At 65.9% G+C, this 23,439-nt stretch carries 26 protein-coding genes; 7 read left to right on the top strand and 19 right to left on the bottom strand.

Translation table 11 applies throughout. The features are described from left to right. Position 1: 1 nt before the first annotated feature. From thiL to F8237_RS30690, 11 genes are all read right to left on the bottom strand, one after another. Positions 2–988, bottom strand: coding sequence for a thiamine-phosphate kinase (gene thiL / locus F8237_RS30740; RefSeq protein WP_151649856.1), 987 nt, complete (start codon positions 986–988; stop codon positions 2–4). Positions 989–1,164: 176 nt separating this feature from the next. Then, on the bottom strand, positions 1,165–1,662 hold the full coding sequence (nusB, locus tag F8237_RS30735; RefSeq protein WP_151649855.1) for a transcription antitermination factor NusB: 498 nt from the start codon (positions 1,660–1,662) through the stop codon (positions 1,165–1,167). Between the two features lie 2 nt (positions 1,663–1,664). Further along, positions 1,665–2,156 (bottom strand): 6,7-dimethyl-8-ribityllumazine synthase, encoded by a 492-nt coding sequence (gene ribH / locus F8237_RS30730; RefSeq protein ID WP_015685683.1) that lies wholly within the window; start codon positions 2,154–2,156, stop codon positions 1,665–1,667. A 61-nt stretch (positions 2,157–2,217) separates the two neighbouring features. After that, positions 2,218–2,829 (bottom strand): riboflavin synthase, encoded by a 612-nt coding sequence (locus tag F8237_RS30725; protein WP_151649854.1) that lies wholly within the window; start codon positions 2,827–2,829, stop codon positions 2,218–2,220. 1 nt (position 2,830) lies between these two features. Continuing rightward, positions 2,831–3,979 (bottom strand): bifunctional diaminohydroxyphosphoribosylaminopyrimidine deaminase/5-amino-6-(5-phosphoribosylamino)uracil reductase RibD, encoded by a 1,149-nt coding sequence (gene ribD / locus F8237_RS30720; RefSeq protein ID WP_151649853.1) that lies wholly within the window; start codon positions 3,977–3,979, stop codon positions 2,831–2,833. After that, on the bottom strand, positions 3,976–4,458 hold the full coding sequence (nrdR, locus tag F8237_RS30715) for a transcriptional regulator NrdR (RefSeq protein WP_007603426.1): 483 nt from the start codon (positions 4,456–4,458) through the stop codon (positions 3,976–3,978). Before nrdR ends, ribD begins: the two co-directional genes overlap by 4 nt. A 15-nt stretch (positions 4,459–4,473) precedes the next feature. Beyond that, the gene (gene glyA, locus F8237_RS30710; RefSeq protein ID WP_151649852.1) at positions 4,474–5,772 is read right to left on the bottom strand and encodes a serine hydroxymethyltransferase; all 1,299 of its coding nucleotides are present in this window, start codon (positions 5,770–5,772) and stop codon (positions 4,474–4,476) included. Positions 5,773–6,024: 252 nt separating this feature from the next. Next, positions 6,025–6,246: a hypothetical protein gene (locus F8237_RS30705; RefSeq protein ID WP_015685679.1), complete on the bottom strand. Its 222-nt coding sequence runs from the start codon at positions 6,244–6,246 to the stop codon at positions 6,025–6,027. A 37-nt stretch (positions 6,247–6,283) separates the two neighbouring features. Next, entirely contained in the window at positions 6,284–6,520 is a 237-nt protein-coding gene (locus F8237_RS30700) for a hypothetical protein (RefSeq protein ID WP_151649851.1), read from the bottom strand. A 198-nt stretch (positions 6,521–6,718) separates the two neighbouring features. Further along, on the bottom strand, positions 6,719–7,237 hold the full coding sequence (ldtR, locus tag F8237_RS30695) for a transcriptional regulator LdtR (protein ID WP_011087797.1): 519 nt from the start codon (positions 7,235–7,237) through the stop codon (positions 6,719–6,721). A gap of 491 nt (positions 7,238–7,728) precedes the next feature. Continuing rightward, the gene (locus tag F8237_RS30690; protein WP_151649850.1) at positions 7,729–8,232 is read right to left on the bottom strand and encodes a DUF6163 family protein; all 504 of its coding nucleotides are present in this window, start codon (positions 8,230–8,232) and stop codon (positions 7,729–7,731) included. Between the two features lie 123 nt (positions 8,233–8,355). On the opposite strand from F8237_RS30690, the gene hemB reads away from it, so the two are divergent. The 3 genes from hemB to F8237_RS30675 all read left to right on the top strand — a co-directional run bounded on the left by hemB (position 8,356) and on the right by F8237_RS30675 (position 11,001). Continuing rightward, positions 8,356–9,417: a porphobilinogen synthase gene (hemB, locus tag F8237_RS30685; RefSeq protein WP_151649849.1), complete on the top strand. Its 1,062-nt coding sequence runs from the start codon at positions 8,356–8,358 to the stop codon at positions 9,415–9,417. Positions 9,418–9,545: 128 nt separating this feature from the next. Further along, positions 9,546–10,094, top strand: coding sequence for an RDD family protein (locus F8237_RS30680; protein ID WP_151649848.1), 549 nt, complete (start codon positions 9,546–9,548; stop codon positions 10,092–10,094). A gap of 130 nt (positions 10,095–10,224) precedes the next feature. Further along, the gene (locus F8237_RS30675) at positions 10,225–11,001 is read left to right on the top strand and encodes an arginyltransferase (protein WP_151649847.1); all 777 of its coding nucleotides are present in this window, start codon (positions 10,225–10,227) and stop codon (positions 10,999–11,001) included. A gap of 122 nt (positions 11,002–11,123) precedes the next feature. On the opposite strand, the gene F8237_RS30670 is transcribed toward F8237_RS30675, so the two are convergent. Continuing rightward, complete coding sequence (locus tag F8237_RS30670; protein ID WP_151649846.1) at positions 11,124–12,488, bottom strand: Nramp family divalent metal transporter; 1,365 nt, start codon at positions 12,486–12,488, stop codon at positions 11,124–11,126. Positions 12,489–12,653: 165 nt separating this feature from the next. Between F8237_RS30670 and F8237_RS30665 the strand changes: the two genes are divergently transcribed. Beyond that, entirely contained in the window at positions 12,654–13,898 is a 1,245-nt protein-coding gene (locus tag F8237_RS30665; RefSeq protein ID WP_151649845.1) for an MFS transporter, read from the top strand. Here the strand turns inward: F8237_RS30665 and pdxR are convergent. Then, entirely contained in the window at positions 13,895–15,379 is a 1,485-nt protein-coding gene (gene pdxR / locus F8237_RS30660) for a MocR-like pyridoxine biosynthesis transcription factor PdxR (protein ID WP_151649844.1), read from the bottom strand. The genes F8237_RS30665 and pdxR overlap by 4 nt on opposite strands. A gap of 161 nt (positions 15,380–15,540) precedes the next feature. Between pdxR and F8237_RS30655 the strand changes: the two genes are divergently transcribed. Beyond that, entirely contained in the window at positions 15,541–16,104 is a 564-nt protein-coding gene (locus tag F8237_RS30655) for a pyridoxamine 5'-phosphate oxidase family protein (protein WP_162006284.1), read from the top strand. Here F8237_RS30655 and F8237_RS30650 read toward each other — a convergent pair. After that, positions 16,101–17,360, bottom strand: coding sequence for an adenylate/guanylate cyclase domain-containing protein (locus tag F8237_RS30650; protein ID WP_151649842.1), 1,260 nt, complete (start codon positions 17,358–17,360; stop codon positions 16,101–16,103). The two genes, F8237_RS30655 and F8237_RS30650, sit on opposite strands and share 4 nt — an antisense overlap. A 169-nt stretch (positions 17,361–17,529) precedes the next feature. On the opposite strand from F8237_RS30650, the gene F8237_RS30645 reads away from it, so the two are divergent. After that, positions 17,530–18,687: an MFS transporter gene (locus tag F8237_RS30645; protein ID WP_151650732.1), complete on the top strand. Its 1,158-nt coding sequence runs from the start codon at positions 17,530–17,532 to the stop codon at positions 18,685–18,687. A gap of 31 nt (positions 18,688–18,718) precedes the next feature. Further along, complete coding sequence (locus tag F8237_RS30640; RefSeq protein ID WP_151649841.1) at positions 18,719–18,907, top strand: hypothetical protein; 189 nt, start codon at positions 18,719–18,721, stop codon at positions 18,905–18,907. A gap of 49 nt (positions 18,908–18,956) precedes the next feature. Here F8237_RS30640 and F8237_RS37285 read toward each other — a convergent pair whose 3' ends face one another. The 5 genes from F8237_RS37285 to dmeF form a co-directional block, all read right to left on the bottom strand. Further along, on the bottom strand, positions 18,957–20,573 hold the full coding sequence (locus F8237_RS37285; RefSeq protein ID WP_275938687.1) for a methyl-accepting chemotaxis protein: 1,617 nt from the start codon (positions 20,571–20,573) through the stop codon (positions 18,957–18,959). 142 nt (positions 20,574–20,715) lie between these two features. Continuing rightward, positions 20,716–21,021: a hypothetical protein gene (locus F8237_RS37035; RefSeq protein WP_244626021.1), complete on the bottom strand. Its 306-nt coding sequence runs from the start codon at positions 21,019–21,021 to the stop codon at positions 20,716–20,718. Between the two features lie 73 nt (positions 21,022–21,094). Continuing rightward, positions 21,095–21,370 carry a hypothetical protein gene (locus tag F8237_RS30630; protein ID WP_244626020.1) on the bottom strand — a complete coding sequence of 92 codons (276 nt, stop codon included), beginning with the start codon at positions 21,368–21,370 and terminating at the stop codon, positions 21,095–21,097. Between the two features lie 39 nt (positions 21,371–21,409). Continuing rightward, a complete protein-coding gene (locus F8237_RS30625) occupies positions 21,410–22,237 on the bottom strand; it encodes an N-acyl homoserine lactonase family protein (RefSeq protein ID WP_151649840.1) in 828 nt (275 codons plus the stop codon). 87 nt (positions 22,238–22,324) lie between these two features. Next, a complete protein-coding gene (dmeF, locus tag F8237_RS30620) occupies positions 22,325–23,281 on the bottom strand; it encodes a CDF family Co(II)/Ni(II) efflux transporter DmeF (protein ID WP_151649839.1) in 957 nt (318 codons plus the stop codon). Positions 23,282–23,439: the final 158 nt, after the last annotated feature.

Raw genomic sequence — 23,439 nt, 5'->3', positions numbered from 1 at the left:
TCTAGAAATGGCTGTAGGAAAGGCGTCGCAGCGCGATCTCGTGGCCTTGCGCGTCCGTCCATCGCGGCGCTCCGTGGCCGGCAACAATGGTGCCGATCATGGTGACGGGAACACCCGCCTGTTCGGCCGCCCGCGTGAAATCGGCGCAGCGCGCGTCCGGAACCGCGCACAGGATTTCATAGTCGTCTCCGCCCGACACCAGCCTCTCGAGACCGACGGAAGAGATCGCGACGGTGGCGGGAGGTGATGCCGGAACGCGGTGAGCCTCGATCACCGCACTGACGCCGGATGCGGCGCAGAGCTTGGCGAGATCACCTGCCAGGCCATCGGATACATCCATCGCTGCACTCGCATGGGCGAGCACCACCCTGGCCAACGCGTTGCGCGGCCGCGGAACGCGATAGCGATCGATCAGGTAGTCCTGAGCGGCCTGGTCCTTCGCCAGCGTCGCCGCCGCCGCGCCGCCCGTGAGCAGGTCGAGGCCGAGCGCCGCATCGCCGATCGTCCCCGTCACCAGGATGCGGTCGCCGGCCTTGGCGCCGGTGCGGCCGACCATCCGCCCCTTCGGCACCCGGCCGAAGGCGGTGATCGAGATCATTTGCGGTCCCGGCGTCGACACCGTGTCTCCGCCAAGCAGCGGGCACGCGAAGGTCCTGGCGTCCTCGCCGAGGGCGTCCGCGAACGGCCTCAGCCAGGAATCTTCCTTGCTGCGCAGCGCCAGCGTGAGAACAAAGCCGGCGGGGACCGCGCCCTTGGCGGCGAGATCGGACAGATTCACCCGCAGCGCCTTGCGCGCGATGGTGTCGGGCGGGTCGGTAGCAAGATAGTGCACGCCCTCGACGATGGCGTCGGTGGTGACCACGATGTCGTCGCCGGACGAGGACAGGACCGCGGCATCATCGACAAGCCCGAACGCGCCGGGATCGGTCGCCAGCGGCTTGAAATAGCGCGCGATGAGGGAGTCTTCGGCGGAGGGGTTGTTTGCCATCAGCGCCAGCTGCATCCATCGCTGTCATCGCCCGGCTTGACCGGGCGATCCAGTATTCCAGAGAGGGTCGTGTCGAACCGATAAGCCGCGGCGTACTGGATCACCCGCCTGCGCGGGTGATGACAGCAGTGTATGGGGCAGCCGTCTCGCATCGATTCACCGCCCTCCCGGACAAGCTACCCCCGCCCGAACTCGTCGCCGCGAAAATGGCGGCCGATCTGGTCGAGCACGGCGTTGACCATGCCGGTCTCCTCGCGGTCGACGAAGGCGTTGGCGACATCGACATATTCGGAAACGACGACGCGGCCCGGCACGTCCTTGCGATGCTGAAGCTCATAGGCCCCTGCCCGCAGCACCGCGCGCAAGATCGCCTCGATCCGCTTCAACGGCCAGCCCTGCGACAGCGCCTCGTCGATCAGGGGATCGAGCTTCTTCTGGTCGCGCACGACGCCGGAGACGACGTCGCGGAAGAAGGCGGCCTCCGCCGGCAGATAAGTTTCGCCCTCGACCTCATTGCCGAGCCAGTGGCTCTCGAACTCGGCGAAGATGTCGTTGATGCCGGCGCCGGCGATGTCCATCTGGTACAGCGCCTGCACGGCCGCGAGCCGCGCCGCACCGCGCCGGTTCGCTTTCTTCTCGGTGCCAGCCGGCGGCTTTTTGCTGTGATCGGCCATGATCAAGCCCGCGCCAGCCGGCGCTTGATGCGCAGCATCGCGATCGCCGCGCGCGCGGCATCGCCGCCCTTGTTGAGCTCGCTGGCGCGCGCCCGTGCCCAGGCCTGGTCCTCGTTGTTGACGGTGAGGATGCCGTTGCCGAGCGGCAGCTTGCGCGCCACCGCAAGATCCATCAGCGCGCGGGAGGATTCCTGCGAGACGATCTCGAAATGAATGGTGTCGCCGCGGATGACGCAGCCAAGCGCGATCGCCGCGTCATAGGGCTTGCCGTTGGCGGCAGCGGCATCGACGGCGATGGCGATCGCCGCTGGAATCTCCAGCGCACCTGGAACAGTGATGACGTCATGGGTCAGCCCGGCCGCCTTCAGCTCCGCCACCGCGCCGTCGAGCAGCGCGTCCTGGAGATCGTCGTAGAACCGCGCCTCGACAATCAGCGCGCGCGCGCCGGAAATGTCCGTCTGGTCCTTCAGGGGTGCGCGCCGCGCGTCTGCCATCGTTCAATCCGTTTCACAGGGGTTGGCGCTATGTAGTCGCCGCAGGCGGGTAAGCCAAGTTTTAAACTGTCATTTCCGTCAGCCGCGCCGCATAGCGGGCCATCAAATCGACCTCGATATTGACCTCGGCTCCCGCCTTCCAGCCGCCGATCGTCGTGACCGTCAGCGTGTGCGGGATGATCAGCACCGAAAACGTCACGTCCTTCACCGTATTGACCGTCAGCGAGACGCCGTCGAGCGTGATCGAGCCCTTGGTGGCGATGAACCGTGCCAGCTCCCGCGTGGTCGACAGCTCGAACCGCGCCATATCGGGCAGGTCCTCGCGGCTGACGATGGTGGCGATCCCGTCGGCATGGCCGGCGACGATGTGGCCGCCGAGCTCGTCACCGATCTTGAGAGCGCGCTCGAGATTGAGCTTCGTGCCGAGCTTCCAGTGCTTGGCCGTCGTCAGCGCCAGCGTCTCGGCGGCGGCATCGACGTCGAACCAGGTTCTGCCGCCTTCGACGCCGGAGGCAACCACCGTCAGGCAGACGCCATTGTTCGCGATCGAGGCGCCATCGGCGATGGTGGCCTGGTCATAGTGGCAGGCGATGCGCAGCCGGTGCAGCTGGCCCTGCGCAGTTGGCGTGAAGCTGATGACCTCGCCGATGTCGGTGACAATGCCGGTGAACATGTTAGGCGCGCTCATAGATGGTGAGAGTATCCTTGTCGAATGTCTCGCTAGCATGAACCTTGTAGGCCTGCGACTGCGTGATTTTCGACAGGGGCAATGCATCGAGCGCATCTATTCCGCCGGGCCCAACCGCTTCCGCTCCGCGGAACAGCCAGATTTCGTCGACGAGGTCGGCCGCAATGAACGATGCTGCAACCCGGCTACCGCCCTCGACCATCAGCCGCGTGATACCTTTCCCGGCCAGAGCATGCAGCACAGACTGAAGATCGAGCCCGGAAGCGCTCCCGGGCGGGATGCGGATGATCTGTGTGCCGGCAGCGCCAAGGCGTGTCGCTGCGGCAGCTTCGGCGAGCTCGGAGCTGACGACCCAGAGCGGCGTCTCGCGCGCAGAACGAACCAGCTGGCTCGTGGCCGGGATGCGCAGATTCTGGTCGAGTACGACGCGTACCGGAGAACGCGTTTCCATACCCGGAAGGCGGCAGTTGAGCTGCGGATCGTCCGCCAGCACCGTGCCGATGCCGACCAGGATGGCGTCGCTCTGCGCACGGAGCAAATGCACGCGATCCCGCACCGCCTCGCCGGTGATCGCGAGCGGCTTGCCGCCGGCCGCACCGATCTTGCCGTCGGGCGAGACCGCGAGCTTCAGGATCACGTGCGGGCGGTGATCGCGGATGCGGCGAAAATGGCCGGCATGGTCGAAGGCGGCCTCAGTCGCGCACAGACCGACGTCCACGGCAATGCCGGCAGCGCGCAAGCGCGCATGGCCCTGGCCCGCCACCTCCGGATTGGGATCCTCGATCGCCGCGACGACGCGCTTGATGCCGGCTGCGATCACCGCATCGGCGCAGGGCGGCGACTTACCGAAATGCGAGCACGGCTCGAGCGTGACATAGAGCGTGGCGCCGCGCGCCGCCTCGCCGGCCCGCTGCAAGGCCTCGGGCTCGCCATGCGGCCGCCCGCCGGGCTGGGTCCAGCCGCGGCCGACGATGATTCCGTCTTTCACGATGACCGCGCCGACGGCCGGATTGGGCCAGGTCCGCCCCTGCCCGCGCAGGCCGAGCGCAAGGGCCAGCTCCATGAAACGGCGATCGGCGTCCTTGGCCTCGCGGGCCTTCTGCGCGAACTGATCCTCCAGGATGCGGAAGATCATTTGCGGATCGCGGCGAGCCGCGCTTCCTCCTCACCGGAGAGCTCGCCGAGCACGTCGGCGAAATCCTTGGCCTCGCGGAAATTGCGGTAGACGGAGGCGAAGCGCACATAGGCGACGTCGTCGAGCGTGCGCAGATGCTCCATCACGGTCTCGCCGATCACCTCGGAGGAGATTTCGGCCTCGCCGCCGGTCTCGAGCTCGCGGACGATGGTGGAGACCATCTTCTCCACCCGCTCCGGCTCGACCTGCCGCTTGCGCAGCGAGATCGACACCGAGCGCATCAGCTTGTCGCGGTCGAACGGCACGCGTCGGCCGTTGCGCTTGATCACCGTGAGCTCGCGCAGCTGCACGCGCTCGAAGGTGGTGAAGCGGAAATTGCAGGCGACGCACACGCGCCGCCTGCGGATGACGGAAGAGTCCTCGGTCGGACGCGAGTCCTTTACCTGCGTATCGAGACTGTTGCAGTTCGGGCAGCGCATCCGTTCAACCTAGCCTTACTGATAGATCGGGAACCGATCGGTGAGCGCCTTGACCCGTTCCTTGATCGCGGCCTCGACCAGCGGCGCCTTGCCGTCGTCGGACTGTGCGATCGCGTTGAGGACCTCGGCGATCATGCCGCCGACCTGCTGGAATTCGGCGACGCCGAAACCGCGGGTGGTCGCCGCCGGCGTGCCGAGCCGAATACCGGACGTGACGAACGGCGACTGGGGATCGAACGGAATGCCGTTCTTGTTGCAGGTGATGGCGGCGCGAACCAGCGCCTTCTCCGAGACGTTGCCCTTCAGGCCCTTCGGCCTGAGATCGACCAGCATCAGATGGTTGTCGGTGCCGCCCGAGACAATATCGAACCCGTGGCTCTTCAGCGTCTCGGCCAGCGCCTTGGCGTTCTCGACGACGTTCTTGGCATAGACCTTGAAGTCCGGACGCAGCGCCTCGCCGAAGGCAACCGCCTTCGCCGCGATCACGTGCATCAGGGGACCACCCTGCAGGCCCGGAAAGATCGCCGAGTTGAACTTCTTGGTCAGCGCCTCGTCATTCCACAGCATCAGGCCGCCGCGCGGGCCGCGCAGCGACTTGTGCGTCGTGGTGGTGGTGATGTGGGCATGCGGCACCGGCGAAGCATGCACGCCGCCGGCGACGAGGCCCGCAAAGTGCGCCATGTCGACCAGCAGGTAAGCGCCGACGCTGTCGGCGATCTCGCGGAAACGCTTGAAGTCCCAGGGGCGCGAATAGGCCGAGCCGCCGGCGACGATCAGCTTCGGCTTGACCTCTTCGGCCTGCTTGGCGACCGCGTCCATGTCGATGATCTGGTCCTCGCGGCGCACGGTGTAGTGCGCAGCCTTGAACCACTTGCCGCTCATGTTGACGGGCGAGCCGTGGGTGAGATGGCCACCGGCCGCAAGGTCGAGGCCCATGAAGGTGTCGCCGGGCTGCAGCAGCGCCAGGAACACCGCCTGGTTCATCTGGCTGCCGGAGTTCGGCTGCACGTTGGCGAAGCCGGCGCCGAACAGCTTCTTGGCGCGATCGATCGCGAGGTTCTCGGCGACGTCGACCCACTCACAGCCGCCGTAATAGCGCGCGCCCGGGTAACCCTCCGCGTACTTGTTGGTCATCACCGAACCCTGCGCTTCCAGCACGGCCCGGCTGACGATGTTCTCGGAGGCGATTAGCTCGACCTCATGGCGCTGCCGGCCGAGCTCGCCCTTGATGGCGGCGGCGATTTCCGGGTCGGCCTGGTCGAGCGGGGCGGTGAAAAACGAGTCGGGCGCGGAGGCGGTTTTGGCGAGGGTCATCTTGCGAATATCTCCACCGCCGCAGCCTCTTGGCGGGCTACGGACGGGTCTGGTGTGGCGATCGGAAGCGGCGAGCGCGATCTACCACATTGCCCGCAACAGGCCAAGTAGTTGCGGGTCGGACCTGATATTTATGCAAGATATGGTGGGATGGAAGAACGGCTCTCTAAGACCGCCCCCATTCCGAACAACCCAAAGGGTCCGCTTTGGGCCCTAAGGGCCGTGCGGACGCAGGATCGGGCCGGACATTCCCTACAGCCCGGTATACCCCGCCTTCACCGGGTCCACGCTTCCGTCGAGCTGGCGCAGATAGGTCAGGCCGCAGACCGTCAACCTGTGGGTGTCTTTTTCGCCCGCTTCAATCAATGTATTGAGATAGTTCGTCACCTTGGTCCGCGCCTCTGCGCTCGCCGCGGAGGTGCGGTTGGCGAGCAGGTCATAGGTCTGCATGATGCGGTCGATGGCAGCTTCCATGGCACCCTCTGGTTCTTGTGTGTTTTGGGAGTTTCGATCAGGCAACCGCGCGGGCCCCGCACTGGGCCTCGAACCGGCCAATCGCCTTGTTCGCAAGCCTGATCTTGTTGAGTTCGCCATGCTGGAGCAGCTTGACGATGATCTCGAGCAGCCGTTCGTTGGTGACGAGCGTGTCTGGAATTGCGCCGGAGCGGCGGAGGTAATTCGCGGCGATGGCGTAGGCATCGCTCACGAGCTCGACGTTCATAGCCTGCAACCCGCGTTCGACCAGCATCGCATCCTCCGATCCGGAGAGATAACCGCGAGGCCGGGAACTGGTTCCGCCGGGTCGTCGTATTTTTTCGCAACCGCGAGACGACAAAACGCACCGGTCCGGGACAAACCGGGCCGGCGCGCTTGGGGAAGTGAGGCACGTTCGGGAGGGCTTGCCGGTCTTGTTATGGGCCGGCTTGGCCTTGATCCCTCGGAAAACTCAGAGCCGATACAGGATCTGGTCGGTCCAGAACCGCTCGAGGCGGTGCAGCGACTTGTTGAGGGTCGAGAACTCCTCGCCCGAGATGCCGCCGACCTGTTCAACGGTCTTGACGTGCTTCTGGTAGAGCGAGTCGACGATGCGGCGGACTTCCTGGCCCTGCGGGGTCAGGCGGATGCGCACCGAGCGGCGATCAACGCGCGAGCGCTGATGATCGAGGAAGCCGAGCTCGACGAGCTTCTTCAGATTGTAGGAGACGTTGGAGCCGAGATAGTAACCGCGCGTGCGCAGTTCGCCCGCGGTCAGCTCCTTGTCGCCGATGTTGTAGAGCAGGAGCGCCTGCACCGAATTGATGTCCGCGCGGCCGCGGCGATCGAACTCGTCCTTGATGACGTCGAGGAGCCGGCGATGCAGCCGCTCCACCAGAGTCAAGGCTTCCAGATAGAGCGACTGCACCGAACCCTGCTGGCCGGAGACGCGCTCTGCGGTATCTGCCGCAGTTGCGACGGCTTTCATCATGACACTTCCCCTGTTGTCGTTTTTATCGACACTTATTCGACGAAACTTGTGTCCCGTCTGATAGGTGCAACTTAAGGGGAGGCGTTTGAAGATCGGCTTAAATAAGAGAATAAAGAGATCATGAATTTAAGACAGTGAATTGCGGATTAAGCCTGTGCCACAAGGGCTTTTCGCAACCGTCTGTTGACCCTCGCAAGGTCCTGTTCACCCTCCGTCCGCCCCGGTTGTCGCATTCCAGAACAGCCCCGCCCCGTTTCGAAACGCGCGCGTAACGGCTGTGGCGGAACGAGCTGGTTAGCGAAAAGTTACGGCAAATTTTACGCAACCAGCGGTCAACCAAGTCGCCACAACTCCACTCTCGTGTCCCGGACGAGCGCAGCGAAGATCCGGGACCCAGAAGGCCACAAACGAGATTGCGGAGACGTGGGCCCCGGCTCTGCAGCGCATCACCGCGTGCTGCGCTGCAGAGCCGGGGCACGAGAGTTTATCTGCTATGGCGGCCGCTCGCGCGCGGCCATCCAGGCGAGCGCGAGATAGGCGGCGAGCATGAAGGCTTCGACGCCGACCACGATCAGGCTGCCCCCGTAGATGCCCGGGAACATCAGCTCGATCACCGCCATCGACACCACGGTCGTCAGCCACACCACCGCGCCCCAGGGCGTCGCCAGCCACAGGCCGACCGCGGCGACGAGCTCGATCACGGCGAAGTAGATGGTCGAGGCCTGCCAGGCCATCGACTGGTTCTCGAACGCCTCGTCCTCGCCGCCGACGAAGCCGGTGACCTGGGCCCAGTGATAGAGGCCCTTGAGGATCGAGAGCAGCGCCATCACCCGCAGGAACAGCACCAGCCGGCGCGTCCAGACATTGTCGTCGGACTCCTGGCGCTCCGACGAGATCGCCGCCACCGACATTGCGTTGTCCCGGGCATTGTCTCGGGCGGCGTCCCTGACATTGGCGCCGTCGCGGGCCGCATCGCGGGTGGAGATCTCGGACATGGCCCCCTTCTGGCTGGTTCGCCCCGCAAAATCAATCGGCTGCTATCCCTTGCGGCAGGTCAAGCCGCGGTGACGGGAACCATGCGAGCTGGTATAAGAATAATTCCAGCCGGAGGAAGAGTGATGGCGATCAAGTACGGACGTCCGATCGAATTGCGCGAGGTTTCGCGCGGAACTGGCACGGGAGCCTCCCCTGCCCTCGATCTGACCATCCGTCCGCGCCGCAACCGCAAGGCCGAATGGGCCCGGCGCATGGTGCGCGAGAACGTGCTCACCACCGACGATCTGATCTGGCCGCTGTTCCTGATCGACGGCAACAACAAGCGCGAAGCGATCGCCTCGATGCCGGGCGTCGACCGCCTCAGCGTCGACCAGGCCGTGCGCGAGGCCGAGCGCGCCATGAAGCTCACCATTCCCTGCATCGCGCTGTTTCCCTACACCGACCCGTCCCTGCGCGACGACGAAGGCTCGGAAGCGACCAACCCGAACAATCTGGTTTGCCAGGCGGTGCGCGCCATCAAGAAGGAGTTTCCGGAGATCGGCGTCCTCTGCGACGTCGCGCTCGATCCCTTCACCAGCCACGGCCATGACGGCCTGATCACCGACGGCAGGATTTTGAACGACGAGACGGTCGCGGTGCTGGTGCGTCAGGCGCTGGTGCAGGCCGAAGCCGGCTGCGACATCATCGCCCCCTCCGACATGATGGACGGCCGCGTCGCCGCGATCCGCGAAGGGCTGGACCGCTCGGGTCTCCTCGACGTGCAGATCATGGCCTATGCGGCCAAATACGCTTCCGCCTTCTACGGCCCGTTCCGCGACGCCATCGGCTCGGCCAAGACGCTCACCGGCGACAAGCGCACCTACCAGATGGACAGCGCCAACACCGACGAGGCGCTGCGCGAGGTCGAGCTCGACATCGCCGAGGGCGCCGACATGGTGATGGTGAAGCCGGGCATGCCCTATCTCGACGTGGTCCGCCGCGTGAAGGACACGTTCGCGATGCCGACCTTCGCCTACCAGGTATCAGGCGAATACGCGATGATCGTGGCTGCCGCCAACAACGGCTGGCTCGACGGCGAGCGCGCGATGATGGAAAGCCTGCTCGCCTTCAAGCGCGCCGGCGCCGACGGCGTGCTCAGCTATTTCGCGCCGAAGGCGGCGGAGAAGCTGCGGGCGCAGGGGTAAGCCCACTCGGCCTCCCAGCGCCCCCGAATCGCCGGAATATTTCGGCTAGTTGATCCCAGCGCGCCCTTGGCACGGGGATGGCTTGTTCCCATGTCCTGCCACGGGAGTTTTCCCTGGGAGGACGGACCATGTCGTATTCGGACTCGGGCAATTCAGGCAACGCCTGGCGCAATGACGGCGGGGTTCGGCCGCACGCCTATGATCCCTATCTGCATCCGGAGCTGTTCCGCGGCGTCGCGACGCGGCGGGTGTTCGCCTTCCTGGTCGACATGGTCGTGATCTCCGTTCCGGTGATCCTCGGATACCTCTTCATCGCCCTGTTCGGCGTGGTCACGCTCGGCATCGGCTGGGCGCTGTTCTGGCTGGCTTGGCCCGCATCCGTGATCTGGGCCATCGTCTATTACGGCGCCTGCATCGGCGGTCCGTCGTCGGCGACGATCGGCATGCGCCTGATGGACCTCGAATTGCGCACCTGGTACGGCGCTCCGGGCTATTTCGTGCTCGGCGCCACCCACGCCGTGCTGTTCTGGGTGACGGTCTCCTTCCTGTCGCCCTTCGTGGTGCTGGTCGGCCTGTTCAATGGCCGCCGGCGCCTGCTGCACGATTTCGTGCTGGGAACGGTCATCGTCAACAATTCGGTCCGGGCGCCGGTGTCTCAGGCGGCAAGGACCTATTGAGAACCCAGTGATCAAGGACCTATCAACCAGGACCCGCTAAGCTGACTGATCTGATCTGCCGAGCGGACCAATTGACCGGGGGCTTTCGTAGCGCGATGCTGACACCCACTTCGGAGGCCCACGACGTCCCTTGACCCAGCACTCGCGCGACACCCCCCAATTTTACCTCACGGCGCCATCCCCCTGCCCGTATCTGCCGGGCCGGCATGAGCGCAAGGTGTTTACGCACCTGGTGGGCGAGCGCGCCGGCGACCTGAACGACCTCCTGACCCATGGCGGATTCCGCCGCAGCCAGTCGATCGCCTACCGGCCGGCCTGCGACCAGTGCCGCGCCTGCGTCTCGGTCCGGGTGGTCGCCAACGAGTTTCGGCCCTCCCGCAACTTCCGCAAAGTCGTCGCGCGCAACGCCGACATCATCGGCGAGCAGCGCAGCGCGGTGCCGACCTCCGAGCAATATTCGGTGTTCCGCGCCTATCTCGACTCCCGGCACCGCCACGGCGGCATGGCCGACATGACCGTGCTGGACTACGCGATGATGGTCGAAGACAGCCATGTCGAGACCCGCATCATCGAGTACCGCAAGCGCGGCCCCGACAGCGGCATCACCGGCCGCGGCGAGGAGCTAATCGCGGTGGCGCTGACCGATGTGCTCAGCGACGGCCTGTCGATGGTGTATTCGTTCTTCGAGCCGAGCCAGGTCAGCCGCTCGATGGGCACCTTCATGATCCTCGACCACATCGCGCGGGCGCGACGTCAGGGCCTTCCCTACGTCTATCTCGGCTATTGGATCGAAGGCTCCAAGAAGATGGACTACAAGGCCCGCTTCCTGCCGCAGCAGCGCCTCGCGCCCTCAGGCTGGCTGCGCATCGACGCGCAGGGCGATGCGTCGTCAGAGCCGCAGGATTAGCTCTCCGTCATGCCCCGGCTTGACCGGGGCATCCAGTACGCCGCGGTGTCTCGGCCCAATCACAAGCGTCTCTGGAATACTGGGTCGTCCGGTCAAGCCGGACGACGACAACCGCAGCGTCCTCACCCGAACAGCGTATCCACCAGCAGCTTCAAATTCAGAACCACGATGATGCCCGCGACGATCCAGGCGATCGCGGCGACCCACGTGGGAATCACGAACTGGCCCATCTTGCGGCGGTCCGAGACGAACCGGACCAGCGGGATGACCGCGAAGGGCAACTGCATCGACAGCACGACCTGGCTGAACACGAGCAAATCGGCCGTGCCGCGCTCGCCGTAGATCGCGGTGACCACGATCACCGGAATGATGGCGATGCCACGCGTCAGCAGGCGCCGCGCCCAGCTCGGCAGGCGCAAATCGAGAAACCCCTCCATCACGATCTGGCCGGCGAGCGTCGCCGTCACCGTCGAGTTGAGGCCCGAGGCGAGCAACGCCACCGCGAACAATGTCGAGGCGATGCCGAGCCCGAGCAAGGGCGAGAGCAGCTCGAACGCCTGGCCGATCTCGGCCACGTCGGAATGGCCGCTCTTGTGGAAGGTCGCGGCGGCGACCACCAGGATCGCGGCGTTGATGAACAGCGCCAGCATCAGGGCGATGGTCGAGTCCGTCGTCGCCCATTTGATCGCTTCGCGCCGGCCGGTGTCGTTGCGCTCATAGGCGCGCGTCTGCACGATCGAGGAGTGCAGGTAGAGATTGTGCGGCATCACGGTCGCGCCGATGATGCCGATCGCGATGTAGAGCATCTCCGGGTTGGTGAAGATCTCGGTCTTCGGCATGAAGCCGCGCAGGACCTCCGCGACCGGCGGCGCCGCGGCCACGATCTGGACCGCGAAGCAGACCGCGATCACGGCGAGCAGCGCCATCACGAAGGCTTCGAGGAAGCGGAAACCGCGGTTCATCAGGAGCAGCAGCAGGAAGGCATCCAGCGCGGCGATCAGCGCGCCGCCGATCAGGGGAATGCCGAACAGCAGTTTCAGCGCGATCGCGGTACCGATGACTTCGGCGAGATCGCAGGCGATGATCGCCGCCTCGCAGGCGAGCCAGAGCAGAAAGTTCGTGGCCGGCGAATACGTCGCGCGGCAGGCCTGCGCGAGATCGCGGTCGGTGACGATGCCGAGCCGCGCCGCCAGCGACTGCAGCAGGATCGCCATCAAATTCGAGAGCAGGATGACCGAGAGCAACGTGTAGCCGAACTTCGAGCCGCCGGCGAGATCGGTGGCCCAATTGCCGGGGTCCATATAGCCGACCGAGACCAGATAGCCCGGACCTACGAAGGCGAGCAGCCGGCGCCACCACACGCCCGCAATGGGGAGTGCGACCGAGCCGTTCAGCTCGGCAAGGCTCTTTGTGGCCGGCGCATCCGTGCGCCAGCCGGCGGCATCTCGGGGGAGTTTTTGGGTCAAATCGGGCGATCGAGCATCCATGGGGGGAAGAATACTGAAGTTGAACTTTATTGCAACTCATTTGCAACTGCATCTAGCCGCATAGGTTCCCCTCCCATCGCTGTTCACCGCCTTGTCGGGAAGCGGGTGGGTTGCCGTCGTCGGAACCGAATAGTGGCGCCAACCCGACTTTGCAGGAAATGAGCCATGTCAAATTCCCCGCGCCTTCCCGACACATTCAGCCGTCTGGCCTGGTCCAATCTGGCGGCACAGTCGGCCGAGCAGATCGCGCTGGCGGCGGCTCCCATCGTCGCGGTGCTGACGCTTGGGGTCGCCGAGGGCCAGACCGGGCTGCTCCAGACCGCGCTCACCCTGCCCTTCGTCCTGTTCGCGATTCCCGCCGGCCTGCTGGCCGACCGGATCTCGCGCCGCTCGCTGATGGCTGGCGCCGAGGCGCTCCGCGCGGTGGCGCTGGCCGCCATCGTGTTGCTGCTTGCGCTCGGCGCGCTCAATCTGCCGCTGCTGGCGCTGCTCGGCTTTGCCGCCGTGTGCGGCACCGTCGTCTACAGCGTGGCCGCACCGGCGCTGGTGCCGTCGCTGGTGAGCGCGGACCTTCTGCCGGCGGCCAATGCGCGGATCGAGCTTGCACGCACCATCGCCTTCGCCAGTGGTCCTGCACTCGGCGGTGCATTGGTCGGCTGGTGGGGGGCGAGCCTGGCCTTCAGCTTTGCCGCCGGGCTCTCGGCCATCGCCGTGGTGCTGCTCTCCGGCATCTACGAGCCCGCGCGGACGCCCCCGCCGCGGCGTCATCCGTTCCAGGACATTCGCGAAGGCGCGGCCTTCGTGTTTCACCATCCGTTGCTGCGGCCGGTGTTCATCACCCAGTTCATCTTCAACACCGGCTGGTTCCTGCAGGTCGCGGTGTTCGTGCCCTACGCCGTGCGCCATCTCGGCCTGACGGCGGCGGGTGTCGGCACCGTGCTGACGATGTACGGCATCGGCATGGTGATCGGCGCGCTGCTGGCAACGCGGGTGATGACGCGCATCGCCTTCGGAACGGTGGTCGGCCTCGGCCCTGTCACCGGATTCGTCGCGGCAGTGGTAATGGCGCTGACGGTGCTGGTCCCCTCGCCCTGGCTCGCGGCCTTGAGCTTCTTCCTGCTCGGTGTCGGACCGATCCTGTGGGTGATTTCGACCACAACGCTGCGCCAGTCCGTGACACCGCCGCGCCTGCTCGGGCGCGTCTCCGCCATCAACATCATGAGCTATGGCGCCCGCCCGCTCGGCTCGGCGCTTGGCGCCATCGTCGGCGGCGTCTGGAGTGCGGAAGCGTGCCTCTATCTCGCTGCGGCCGTGTTCGGCGTGCAGGCACTGGTGATCTGGCTGTCGCCCGCAGTTGCGCTGGATCGGCAACCGGCCATGGTGGGAGATGAAGTGGCCGCGCGGGGCTAGCCTGAAACCGCGCCGGCGGCGATCGCCCCTGCCAGCCGGGCGACCGCCGGCGCAATGGTCTGTTGGGGGTAACCACTGAAGCCCAGCATCAGCGCCGACCGCGCCGGCGCCTCGATATAGAGGCGGCTCATCGCACGAACGACGACGCCGTGGTCGCGCGCGGCCCGCTCGATCTTCACGTCGGAAAGTCCCCGTCGCGTATAGGCAACGAGGTGCATGCCCTGATCCGGCGGCTCGACCGACAGATGATCGCCCAGACGCCGGCTCAGTGCCGCAACGAGCGTGTCGCGCTGGCGGCGGTACACGTCCCGCATTCTGCGGACGTGGGCCGCGAAGTGCCCCTCTTCCATAAAGGCTGCGACAACGGACTGGCAGAGGCTCGAGGGCTGACGGTCCATCAGGTAGCGCGCGGCAACGAAGCTCTGCACGAGCGGATCCGGCAGCACGGCGTAGCCGAGCCGCAGTCCCGGGAAGAGCGCCTTGTTGAGCGTTCCGACGTAGATGACACGCCCGGCCTCGTCCAGTCCCTGCAGTGACGCGAGCGGCCGGCCGCCGTAGCGGAATTCGCTGGCGTAATCGTCCTCGATGATCCATGCGCCGGACTCACGGGACCAGGCCAGAAGCTCGAGCCGGCGCGCCATCGACAGGGGAACGCCGGTTGGAAACTGGTGCGAGGCCGTAATGAAAACGGCACGCGCCTTCGGGGCGCGGCGGATTCCTTCCGTGACGTTGACACCATGCTGGTCAACCGGGATGGGGTAGACCTTCGCGCCTGACGCGGCGAGCGTCAGGCGCGTCAAGGGATAGCCGGGGTCCTCGATCCAGACCGCCTTGTCCGGCCCCGGCACAACACGCGCGACGATGTCGATGGCCTGCTGGGTGCCGGCGGTGATCACGATCTGGTCGGGCTCGCAGCGCACGCCGCGTGCGGCGCGCAGATAATCGCAAACCGACTTCCGCAGTTCGGACATGCCACGCGGATCGCCATAGCCAAGATGAAGTCGCTCGAACGACCGTAGCGTGCGCGCGGTGAGCTTGCGCCACAATTCGGCGCTACGTGCATCCAAAAGGGTGCGTCCCAGGTTGAAGGGACGCTCGTCGTTCTGCGCCGTCACATCGACGAAATCGCCGAGCCCGTGAAAGGAGGCCGCACTTGCCGCGGCCGGCACCGCCCGCGCTTTACGGCCATGAGGCGCCGCGAACGGTTCAGGCAGATCGGAGGCAACGTAGGTCCCGGCGCCCTTCCTGCCGACGGCATAACCTTCGGCCAGCAGTTGCTCGAAGGCCGAAACGACTGCAGTCCGCGAGACGCCGAGTTGCACGGCGAGGTCGCGCGTCGAGGGCAGCTTTGCCGCAGGGCGAAGCGCGCCGGACAGGATGGCCGATCGTAGCTCGAGATAGATCTGGCGGAACACCGGCGTCTCCGCCGCACGATCGACGCTGAAGGAATAGAGTTCTGCCCAGCTCTGCGCGATCTTCACGAGTCCTCATCCAGCAGGGTGAGCCGCACGCGGAAAGTGGTATGCCTCGATGGGATCAAGTGGACCTTTGCTTCAGACCACTATTTTTCTATCCTGTTTCGGATAACAAGGAAACCCGAAATGTCCGCTCGTTCGCATGGCGGCGTGGAGCGGCTGGCACCATGAGCTCACCGCAAATTCGTCGCGAGGACCGTGCCATGTCGCAGGAGCGTATCCTGGAGATGCTGGCGCGCGGATATGCCGGCCATCTCGCGACAGTCAGCGAGGACGGTTTCCGCTATTGCATCCCGCTGCTTTATCTGTGGCTCGACGGCGAGGTTTATCTGCACACGACCGCCGCCCGAGGACATTTGCGCGCAAACATCGAGCGAAATCCGCGCGTCTGCATCGAGATCGACGTGCACGACGGTGTCTTCGACTATGGCCGGTTCGAGTGCGATTCCGGTCTCGCCTATCGCAGCATATGCCTGTTCGGCCGCATCAGGGTCGTGGACGACAGGGACATCAAGCAGCGCTTCTGCGAAACGCTCATGGCCAAATACGGCAAACCGGACACGACGCGACCGAAGGGGTTCTTCCCGCGGCTGGACATCATCACCGTCTACGCCGTCGCCGTTGAACGCATGACCGGCAAGGAGACGCCCATGCCGCCGCTGTCCGAACAATGGCCCGCCCAGGATCGAACGAAAACACCTGATGTCTCGGCGCCGGCGGTCCAGCGCTAATTCGCCAGATAGCGTTCGTAGCTCCCCGTCACCGGCTCGCTTGCGTCGACCTCGGGATCGAGCGTGTAGAGATCCTGCGCGCGGCCGATGCCGCGCAGCGCGAAGCGGCCTGTGGAGACGAGATAGCGGCGGCCGGCGGCGTCGAGGCCCTTGTAAAACTCGGCCGAGGCCAGCAGCTCGCGGTCGACCGAGCGGCTCATCGAGGCGATGCGGCTCACTTCGTTGACGGTCGGCCCCACCACCGTGAAGTCGAGCCGGTCCTCGCTGCCGATATTGCCGTAGAAGACCTCTCCGACATGCAGCCCGATATAGGCCGACGTGGTGGGGCGGCCGTCCGCCTCCCGCCGCGCGTTCAGCGCCGCGACGTTCCTTCGGAACAGATGCTCGGCGCGCAGCGCGGCGCGGCGGGCATCCGCCATGTCCGCAGCCGTGAACATCGCCAGCACGCCGTCGCCGATCAGCTTCAGCACGTCGCCGCCGGCATCGTGGATCGCGTCGATCACGGCCTGCGCGTAATCGTTGAGGAACGGGATGATCTCGTCGGGGCCGATGCTCTCGCTGATCCCGGTCGAGCCGCGCAAATCCGAATACCAGAGCACGGCGTTGATACGCTCGGTGACGCCGCGCGAGATGCGCCCGCGCAGAACCTGTTCGGATGCGTCGCGACCGAGATAGACGCGCCCGAGCGTGCGCGCGATGTCCATCTGCTGCGCCGACTTGATCGCGAGCCCCAGCACCGGCACGAGATCGCGCAGCGCGGCAAGCTCGCCCTCGCCGAAACCTTCAGGGCGGCGCGTGGTCCAGCAGGAATAGAGGCAATCCATCAGGCCGAGCGCGCCGTTCTCGCCGAAGCGATGCACGAAGGCGAGATAGTGCGTGTGGCCTTTCTCGGCGAGCTCGCCGATCTGCGAGAAATCCATCGACGGCGCGTCGGCGAGATCGATCACCATCTCGTCCTGGCCGTGCTCGAGCATGTGGAAGAACACCGAACGGCGCCAGCTCTGGGCGGCGTCGCCTTCGGCGGTCGAGCCATATTCGAACGCGTCGCTTTCGTTGCTGGGACGGTCGCTCCAGCGGAAACCGCGACCTTCGTAGATCGGATGCAGCGTGTCGATGACGACGAGACCGCGCGAGAGTTCCAGGCCCTCGGCGCAGCATCGCTCGCAGAAGCCGCGCAGCAGTTCGATTTCGGGCAAGCCCGTAAGGCCCTGGCCGGTCAGCCAGTTCATCAGCGCAAGGCGCGAGGTCAATTGCATGCGGGCTATTATGGCGTGCATTCGTGACGAGCGAAAGGCCGCGCGCGAACCACGCGCCACCAAGGCTCCCGTCCGCAGCAGGTCGAATATGCCGCAAGCGCTGTTGACGCGCCGGCGCCGCAGGCTGCAAATGCTGGCCGATGACACCGCCGACCAGAAACACTGGCCTATGAGCCAGCGCCAGCTTCCGATCATCCTTGCGCTCGGCACCACGCAGACCCTCGCCTGGGCCTCCAGCTATTATCTGCCGGCATTGCTCGCCGATCCCATGGCGCGCGACCTCGGCGTCTCCTCCAACTGGATCTTCGGCGCGTTCTCCGCCTCGCTCGTGATCTCCGCGATGCTGGGCCCGCGCATCGGGCGGCAGATCGATCTCGTCGGCGGACGGCAGGTGCTGTCGGCCTCGAACCTGATCATCGCAGCCGGCCTCGCGCTGCTCGGCCTCTCGCAGTCCGTGGTGGTGATGGCGATCGCGTGGCTTGTGCTCGGCATCGGCATGGCGATGGGGCTCTACGACGCCGCCTTCGCCGCGCTCGGCCGCATCTACGGCACCGAGGCACGCAGGTCCATCACCGGCATCACGCTGATGGCGGGCTTTGCCTCCACCGTCGGCTGGCCGCTCACCGCCTGGGGCCTGTCGCATATCGGCTGGCGCGACACCTGTTTCGCCTGGGCCGCCGCCAATATCCTGATCGGCCTGCCGCTCAACTTCTTCATGCTGCCGGCGATCAAGGGCGCGAAGCAGGCGGCAGCATTGGCCGACAAGCCGCACGTGCCGCTCGACCGCACCATGATCCTGCTCGCCTTCATCTTCGCCGCGGTCTGGACCGTCACCGGTGCGATGGCCGCGCATTTCCCGCGGATCCTGGAGGCGACGGGCGCGACGCCGGTCGAGGCGATCGCCGCCGGCGCGCTGATCGGCCCGGCGCAAGTGGGCGCGCGCATCCTCGAAGCCGGCTTCCTCAGCCGCTTCCACCCACTGTGGTCGACGCGGCTCGCCTGCCTCACTCATCCGCTCGGCGCCGTGGTCGTGGCGATCTTCGGCGGCGCCGCGGCCAGCGCGTTTGCGCTGTTCCACGGCTCCGGCAACGGCATCCTGACCATCGCGCGCGGCACGCTGCCGCTCTCGATCTTCGGCCCGAAGGATTTCGGCTATCGCCTCGGCGTCATCGGCGCGCCGGCGCGAATGGCGCAGGCGGTGGCGCCGCTGGCCTTCGGCCTGCTGATCGACGTCATGGGCGCCAGGGTGCTGATGGTCTCGTCCGCGCTCAGCCTCTCGGCGCTGGCCGCCCTGTTCCTGATCCGCACCGACCGGCGGCCGGATTGACCGGCTCGCGGCTTTCGCGCACAAGCGAGCCATGACCGAAGACAACCGCCCGCCCCGCACGTTCAAAGGCCTGTTGCGCTGGGCGACCACGCCGCCGCAGGCCTGGGGCGTCTATCTCCTCGCGATCATCCTGGTCTGGCTGGTCTCGTTCTATGCCGGTTCGCTGCGGCCGAAGAAGGCGCCAGAAGGCGGCCCGCCGCCGATCACGGCGCCGCGCTGACACACGATCCGACCCCGAAGGGCCGCGCTTAACGGGAGCGGCGGTTTTACTAGGCGGCGCGGACGTCCTCGACGAAGCTGCCCACTTCGCTCGTCAGCTGCTCGGCCTGCCGCGACAGGCCGTCTGCCGCGCTCAGCACTTCGTTCGCCGCGACGCCCGTTTCCGTCGCCGCCTTGCTCACGCCGCTGATGGTCGCCGTCACGTCCTTCACCGATTGCGAGGTCTGCTGAACGTTGCGGGCGATTTCCGCCGTCGCCACGCCCTGTGCCTCGACGGCCGTCGCGATCATGCTCGAGATCGAGCTGACCTCTTCGATCGTCCCGGCAATACCGCGGATCGCGTCGACAGCCTCCTTGGTGGCAGTCTGAATCTGGGCGATCTGGGCCCCGATATCCGCTGTTGCCGACGCAGTCTGGGTCGCCAGCATCTTCACCTCGGAGGCAACCACGGCAAAGCCTCTGCCGGCTTCTCCGGCCCGCGCGGCCTCGATCGTCGCGTTCAGGGCCAGCAGGTTCGTTTGGGCGGCGATGGCCTGAATCAAGGTCACAACCTCGCCGATCTTCTCGGCGCCTTCAGCCTGGGTCTGCACGATCTTGTCGGTCCGCTGCGCATCGGCCACCGCCCGTCCGGTGATGGTCGACGATTGCGCGACCTGGCGACTGATCTCGCTGATCGATGCCGTCAGCTCCTCGGCCGCGGAGGCAACCGTGCTCGCGCCGACGCTGGCTTCCTCGGCTGCCGCCGCGACCGTCGTCGCGCGCCCCTTGGTCTGCGTCGCGGTCGAGGACATCGATCGCGCCGTCGTCTCGAGCTCGGTCGCACCCGATGCCAGCAGCGCCACCATGGCGCCCGCCTGGGCCTCGAAATCGCGAACCAGGCCTTCGAGACGCGCCGCGCGCTTCTCTTTCACCACCCGCTCGGCAGCCTGTTCGCTTGCCAATCGGTTGGTGGTGGCCATGGCCTCTTTGAAGACCTGAACCGCGAGAGCCATGCCGCCGATCTCGTCCTTGCGGGCGGCGAACGGCACCTCGGCTTCTTCGTTGCGGGCGAGCCGACTCATCACCTCCGACAGCTTCGAGATCGGCGTGAGCAGATGGCGCACCAGCAGCACCGATGAGGCCGCCGACAATCCCAGCACGACCAGGATGGCCGCGCCCGCGAACAGGATGCCTCCCAGCCCGTTGGCCTCGTCCTGTTCGGCCACGGCCTGCGCGCCGCGCAAGGCGGCATCGCGGATTCCCAGCAGCGAGGCGTTCGCGCTCGTGGCCGATTTGCGCCACTCGTCCACCGACACCGCGTAGGGCGTGCCGTCGAACGCGGCCTTGGTCAGCCCGTCGCGCAACGGCTTGTCCGACCCGAAGTAGCGATCCCTGGCCGCGCCGACGCTGGCCCGCGTGTTCTTCGGCGCGTAAACGTCATCGCCGCGATCGAGAATCTCGGCCCAAAGCCGCGCCATTTGGCCGTTCGCGCCGCTGATTTCGTCCCGCTCCGCCAATGTGGCCGGACGGCCGGAGGTCACGAGTCCCGAAATCAACAGCGACACCTGACCGGCGGTCTGCCGGATCACCCACCCCTTCTGCGCGACGTCGAGGAGGTTTCCGGCGGTGGTGCTGAGCAGCATCGTCGCCTTGATGCCGGACTCCAGGAGCTCGTTCAGGCTCGCCATCGCCTCGGCGTAGTCTCGCATGGCCTTGGCAGCGATGCCGGCGGGACGTTCGCTCGATGGCTTCTGCCAATGGGAAGCGGCCTCCTCGCGCGCGGCGGCGATCTTCGCTGCCGCCGCACTGACCCGCTGCGTCAGGTCCGTATCACCGCGGGCAAGCGTCTCCAGCTTGCCGAGTGCCTCGTCGCTCGTCCGGCGATTGTCGGCGAACTCCTTCAGGCATCGCATCATCCGCGGCGGACTTCCCGATCAGCGCCCGATTGACCGGACCACGCTCGACGGTCAGGCTGCCGACGGCATCGAAGCCGGCGGCCAGACGGGTCTCCAGCGCGTGCGCCGCGATGGCGTTCTGGTAAGCACCCCAGCGCTCGCTCAATTGAAGGCCCGACGTCAGAACGACGACGCCCGACATCAGCGCCGCAATGGCAATTCCCGACCGCTTGATAGACATGCCCCGCTCCTCATTCGCGTCACAGCTGAGGTGAGGCCGGCCCCGCCGGTCCTCACGCCCCCCTCGCCACGCCCTATTTCAGTTCGAACTCGACGAGCTCGACGGTCGACGTGCCCGCGTTTCGCATCGTCCGCACCGGGCCCGCATTCTGCCAGGCGAAGTCGCCATATTTCAGGTTGAGCTTGTGGTCCGGCTTGCCCTCGACGCCCTCGACCAGCACGCCGCCCTGCACCACGATGCGCACGCCGGGCGCCGCCTGCTGCATCGCCGGCGCAGCCTCGCCCGGCTGCAGGATCAGCCGCCAGGGTTCGTAGAACTCGACGAAAGTTTTAATCCGTTGCTGCGTCACGCCGACAACGGAAATGCCGACATCGATGGTGCACGCGCCTCAGTCGTAGAACTCCGGCGCCATCTTCTGGCTGTCGCGCTGGGCCTTGTCGTGGTTGATCCAGAGCTGCGCCTTCTCCTTGTCGAGCGTGTCGGCGATCTTCTGCATCGAGGCCGCGCTCAGCTCCTTGCTGGAGTTCATGCTGGGCACGCGGCGGTTGTCCCAATTATCCCTGAAGTGCACGGCGTCACCGGACAGCACCACCGCGCCGGTCTTCGGCAGCTTCACCAGCAATGACTGATGTCCCGGCGTATGGCCGGGCGTCGACAGGATGGTGACGCTGCCGTCGCCGAACACGTCCTTGTCGCCCGCGAGCAGTTCGACCGGATGCGATGGCTTGAAGCGCGGCTCGTTGTTGGCGCCGGGCCAGTCATATTCGGCCTTCTGCACATAGAGCATGGCCTGCGGAAACAGCTCGACATTCCCGGTATGATCCGGATGCGTATGCGAGACAGCCATCGCCTTGACGTCATCCGGCTTGAGGCCGAGCTGATCGAGCTGGGCTTGAAGCGTCTTCGGCCGGCGCCAGGTCACGGCCTTGGGATCGGCGGGCGCGAGGCCATTGGGCATGGAAGCGACGGAATCGGCGATGCCGGTATCCCACAGGAACCAGCCCTTGCCATGCTTGATCAGATAGCAGGTATCGACGAAGTCCATCGTCTTGCCCTCGTTCAACCCCGGCGTCCAGCGCGAGATGTCACCGGCGGTGCCCTCCCCGCAATTGAGGACGTAGAGTCTTTCGACGCCGCCCTTCTCCGATTGCGCAAGCGCTACAGGGCCGGACAGAGCGAGTGCAGCGATGGCGAGCGCGAGCTTGATCCTGGGCATTTTTCTTATTCCTCCCTAAGGCCATTGCAGGCCGCGACCGAGGATCAACCCCGGCCACGCGGCGGAATTCCGCCTTCGCCGATCACGTCAATGCGGACAGGTCTCGACCTCCACTGTGACGTGGCTCAGCCCCTTCAGGCCGGCGAGCCGCCGCTTGTAGACGGCCGGAGGCTTCGGCTTGTCCGACACCACCGAGACCAGCACAGCGCAATGACCCGGGCCGACCTGCCACAGATGCAGATCGGTGACGCGATCGTCGCCGGCTTCCATCCGGGCGCGTATGACCCGCTCCAGCTTCTCGTCGGCGCGCACGTCGAGCAGCACCGCGCCCGATGTCCTGATCAGGCCGAACGCCCAGCTCGCGATCACAGCGCTGCCGATCAGGCCAACGGCAGGGTCGGCCCAGACCCATCCCGAATACATCGCGACGGCGAGCGCTCCGATCGCCAGCACCGATGTCGCGGCATCCGCCATGACATGGACATAGGCCGCACGAAGATTGTTGTCGTGATGGTGGTGACCGTGATGATCGTGGTCATGATCGTCGTGGTCGTCATGGCCATGATCATGGCCGTGATGGTGATCATGGCTGTCGCGCAAGAGCCACGCGCTGGCGAGGTTGACGCAGAGCCCGAGCACGGCCACCGCGATCGCCTCGCCATAGACGATCGGCACCGGCGTAAACAACCGCAGCACGCTCTCATAGGCGATCTCGACTGCGATCAATCCCAAAATGATCGCGCTGGAGAAGGCGGCCAGATCGCCGAACTTGCCGGTGCCGAAGGTGAAATGCGAATTGCCGAGGTGCCGCCGCGCAAAGCGGTAGGCGAAGGCGGCAATGCCGAGCGCCGCCGCATGCGTGCCCATGTGCCAGCCGTCGGCCAGCAGCGCCATCGAGCCGAACAGCGAGCCGGCGACGATCTCGCCGACCATCATGATCAGCGTCAGGACGACGACCAGCCAGGTGCGCCGCTCGTTCTCGTCGTGCTTGTCGCCGAGAAAGGCGTGGTCATGGGTCCATTGCTCGATGGAATGGGAATGCATCAGGTCAGGCTCCGGGAACAGATTCCTCTGCCCAATATAGGCCTCGGCGGCCGATCTTTCTAATCCTGATCGCCTTCGAAACCCGCAATTGACAGGCCCGCGCGATTTCGCTGTAATGTCCCGATGGGGATTTGAGCGATCTCCCCACGAGGCGACAT

The organism is Bradyrhizobium betae (assembly GCF_008932115.1).
Classification (GTDB): Bacteria; Pseudomonadota; Alphaproteobacteria; order Rhizobiales; family Xanthobacteraceae; genus Bradyrhizobium; species Bradyrhizobium betae.
The sequence above is the reverse complement of the archived record's forward strand: the minus strand, read 5'-3'. Positions and strand labels throughout refer to the sequence as shown.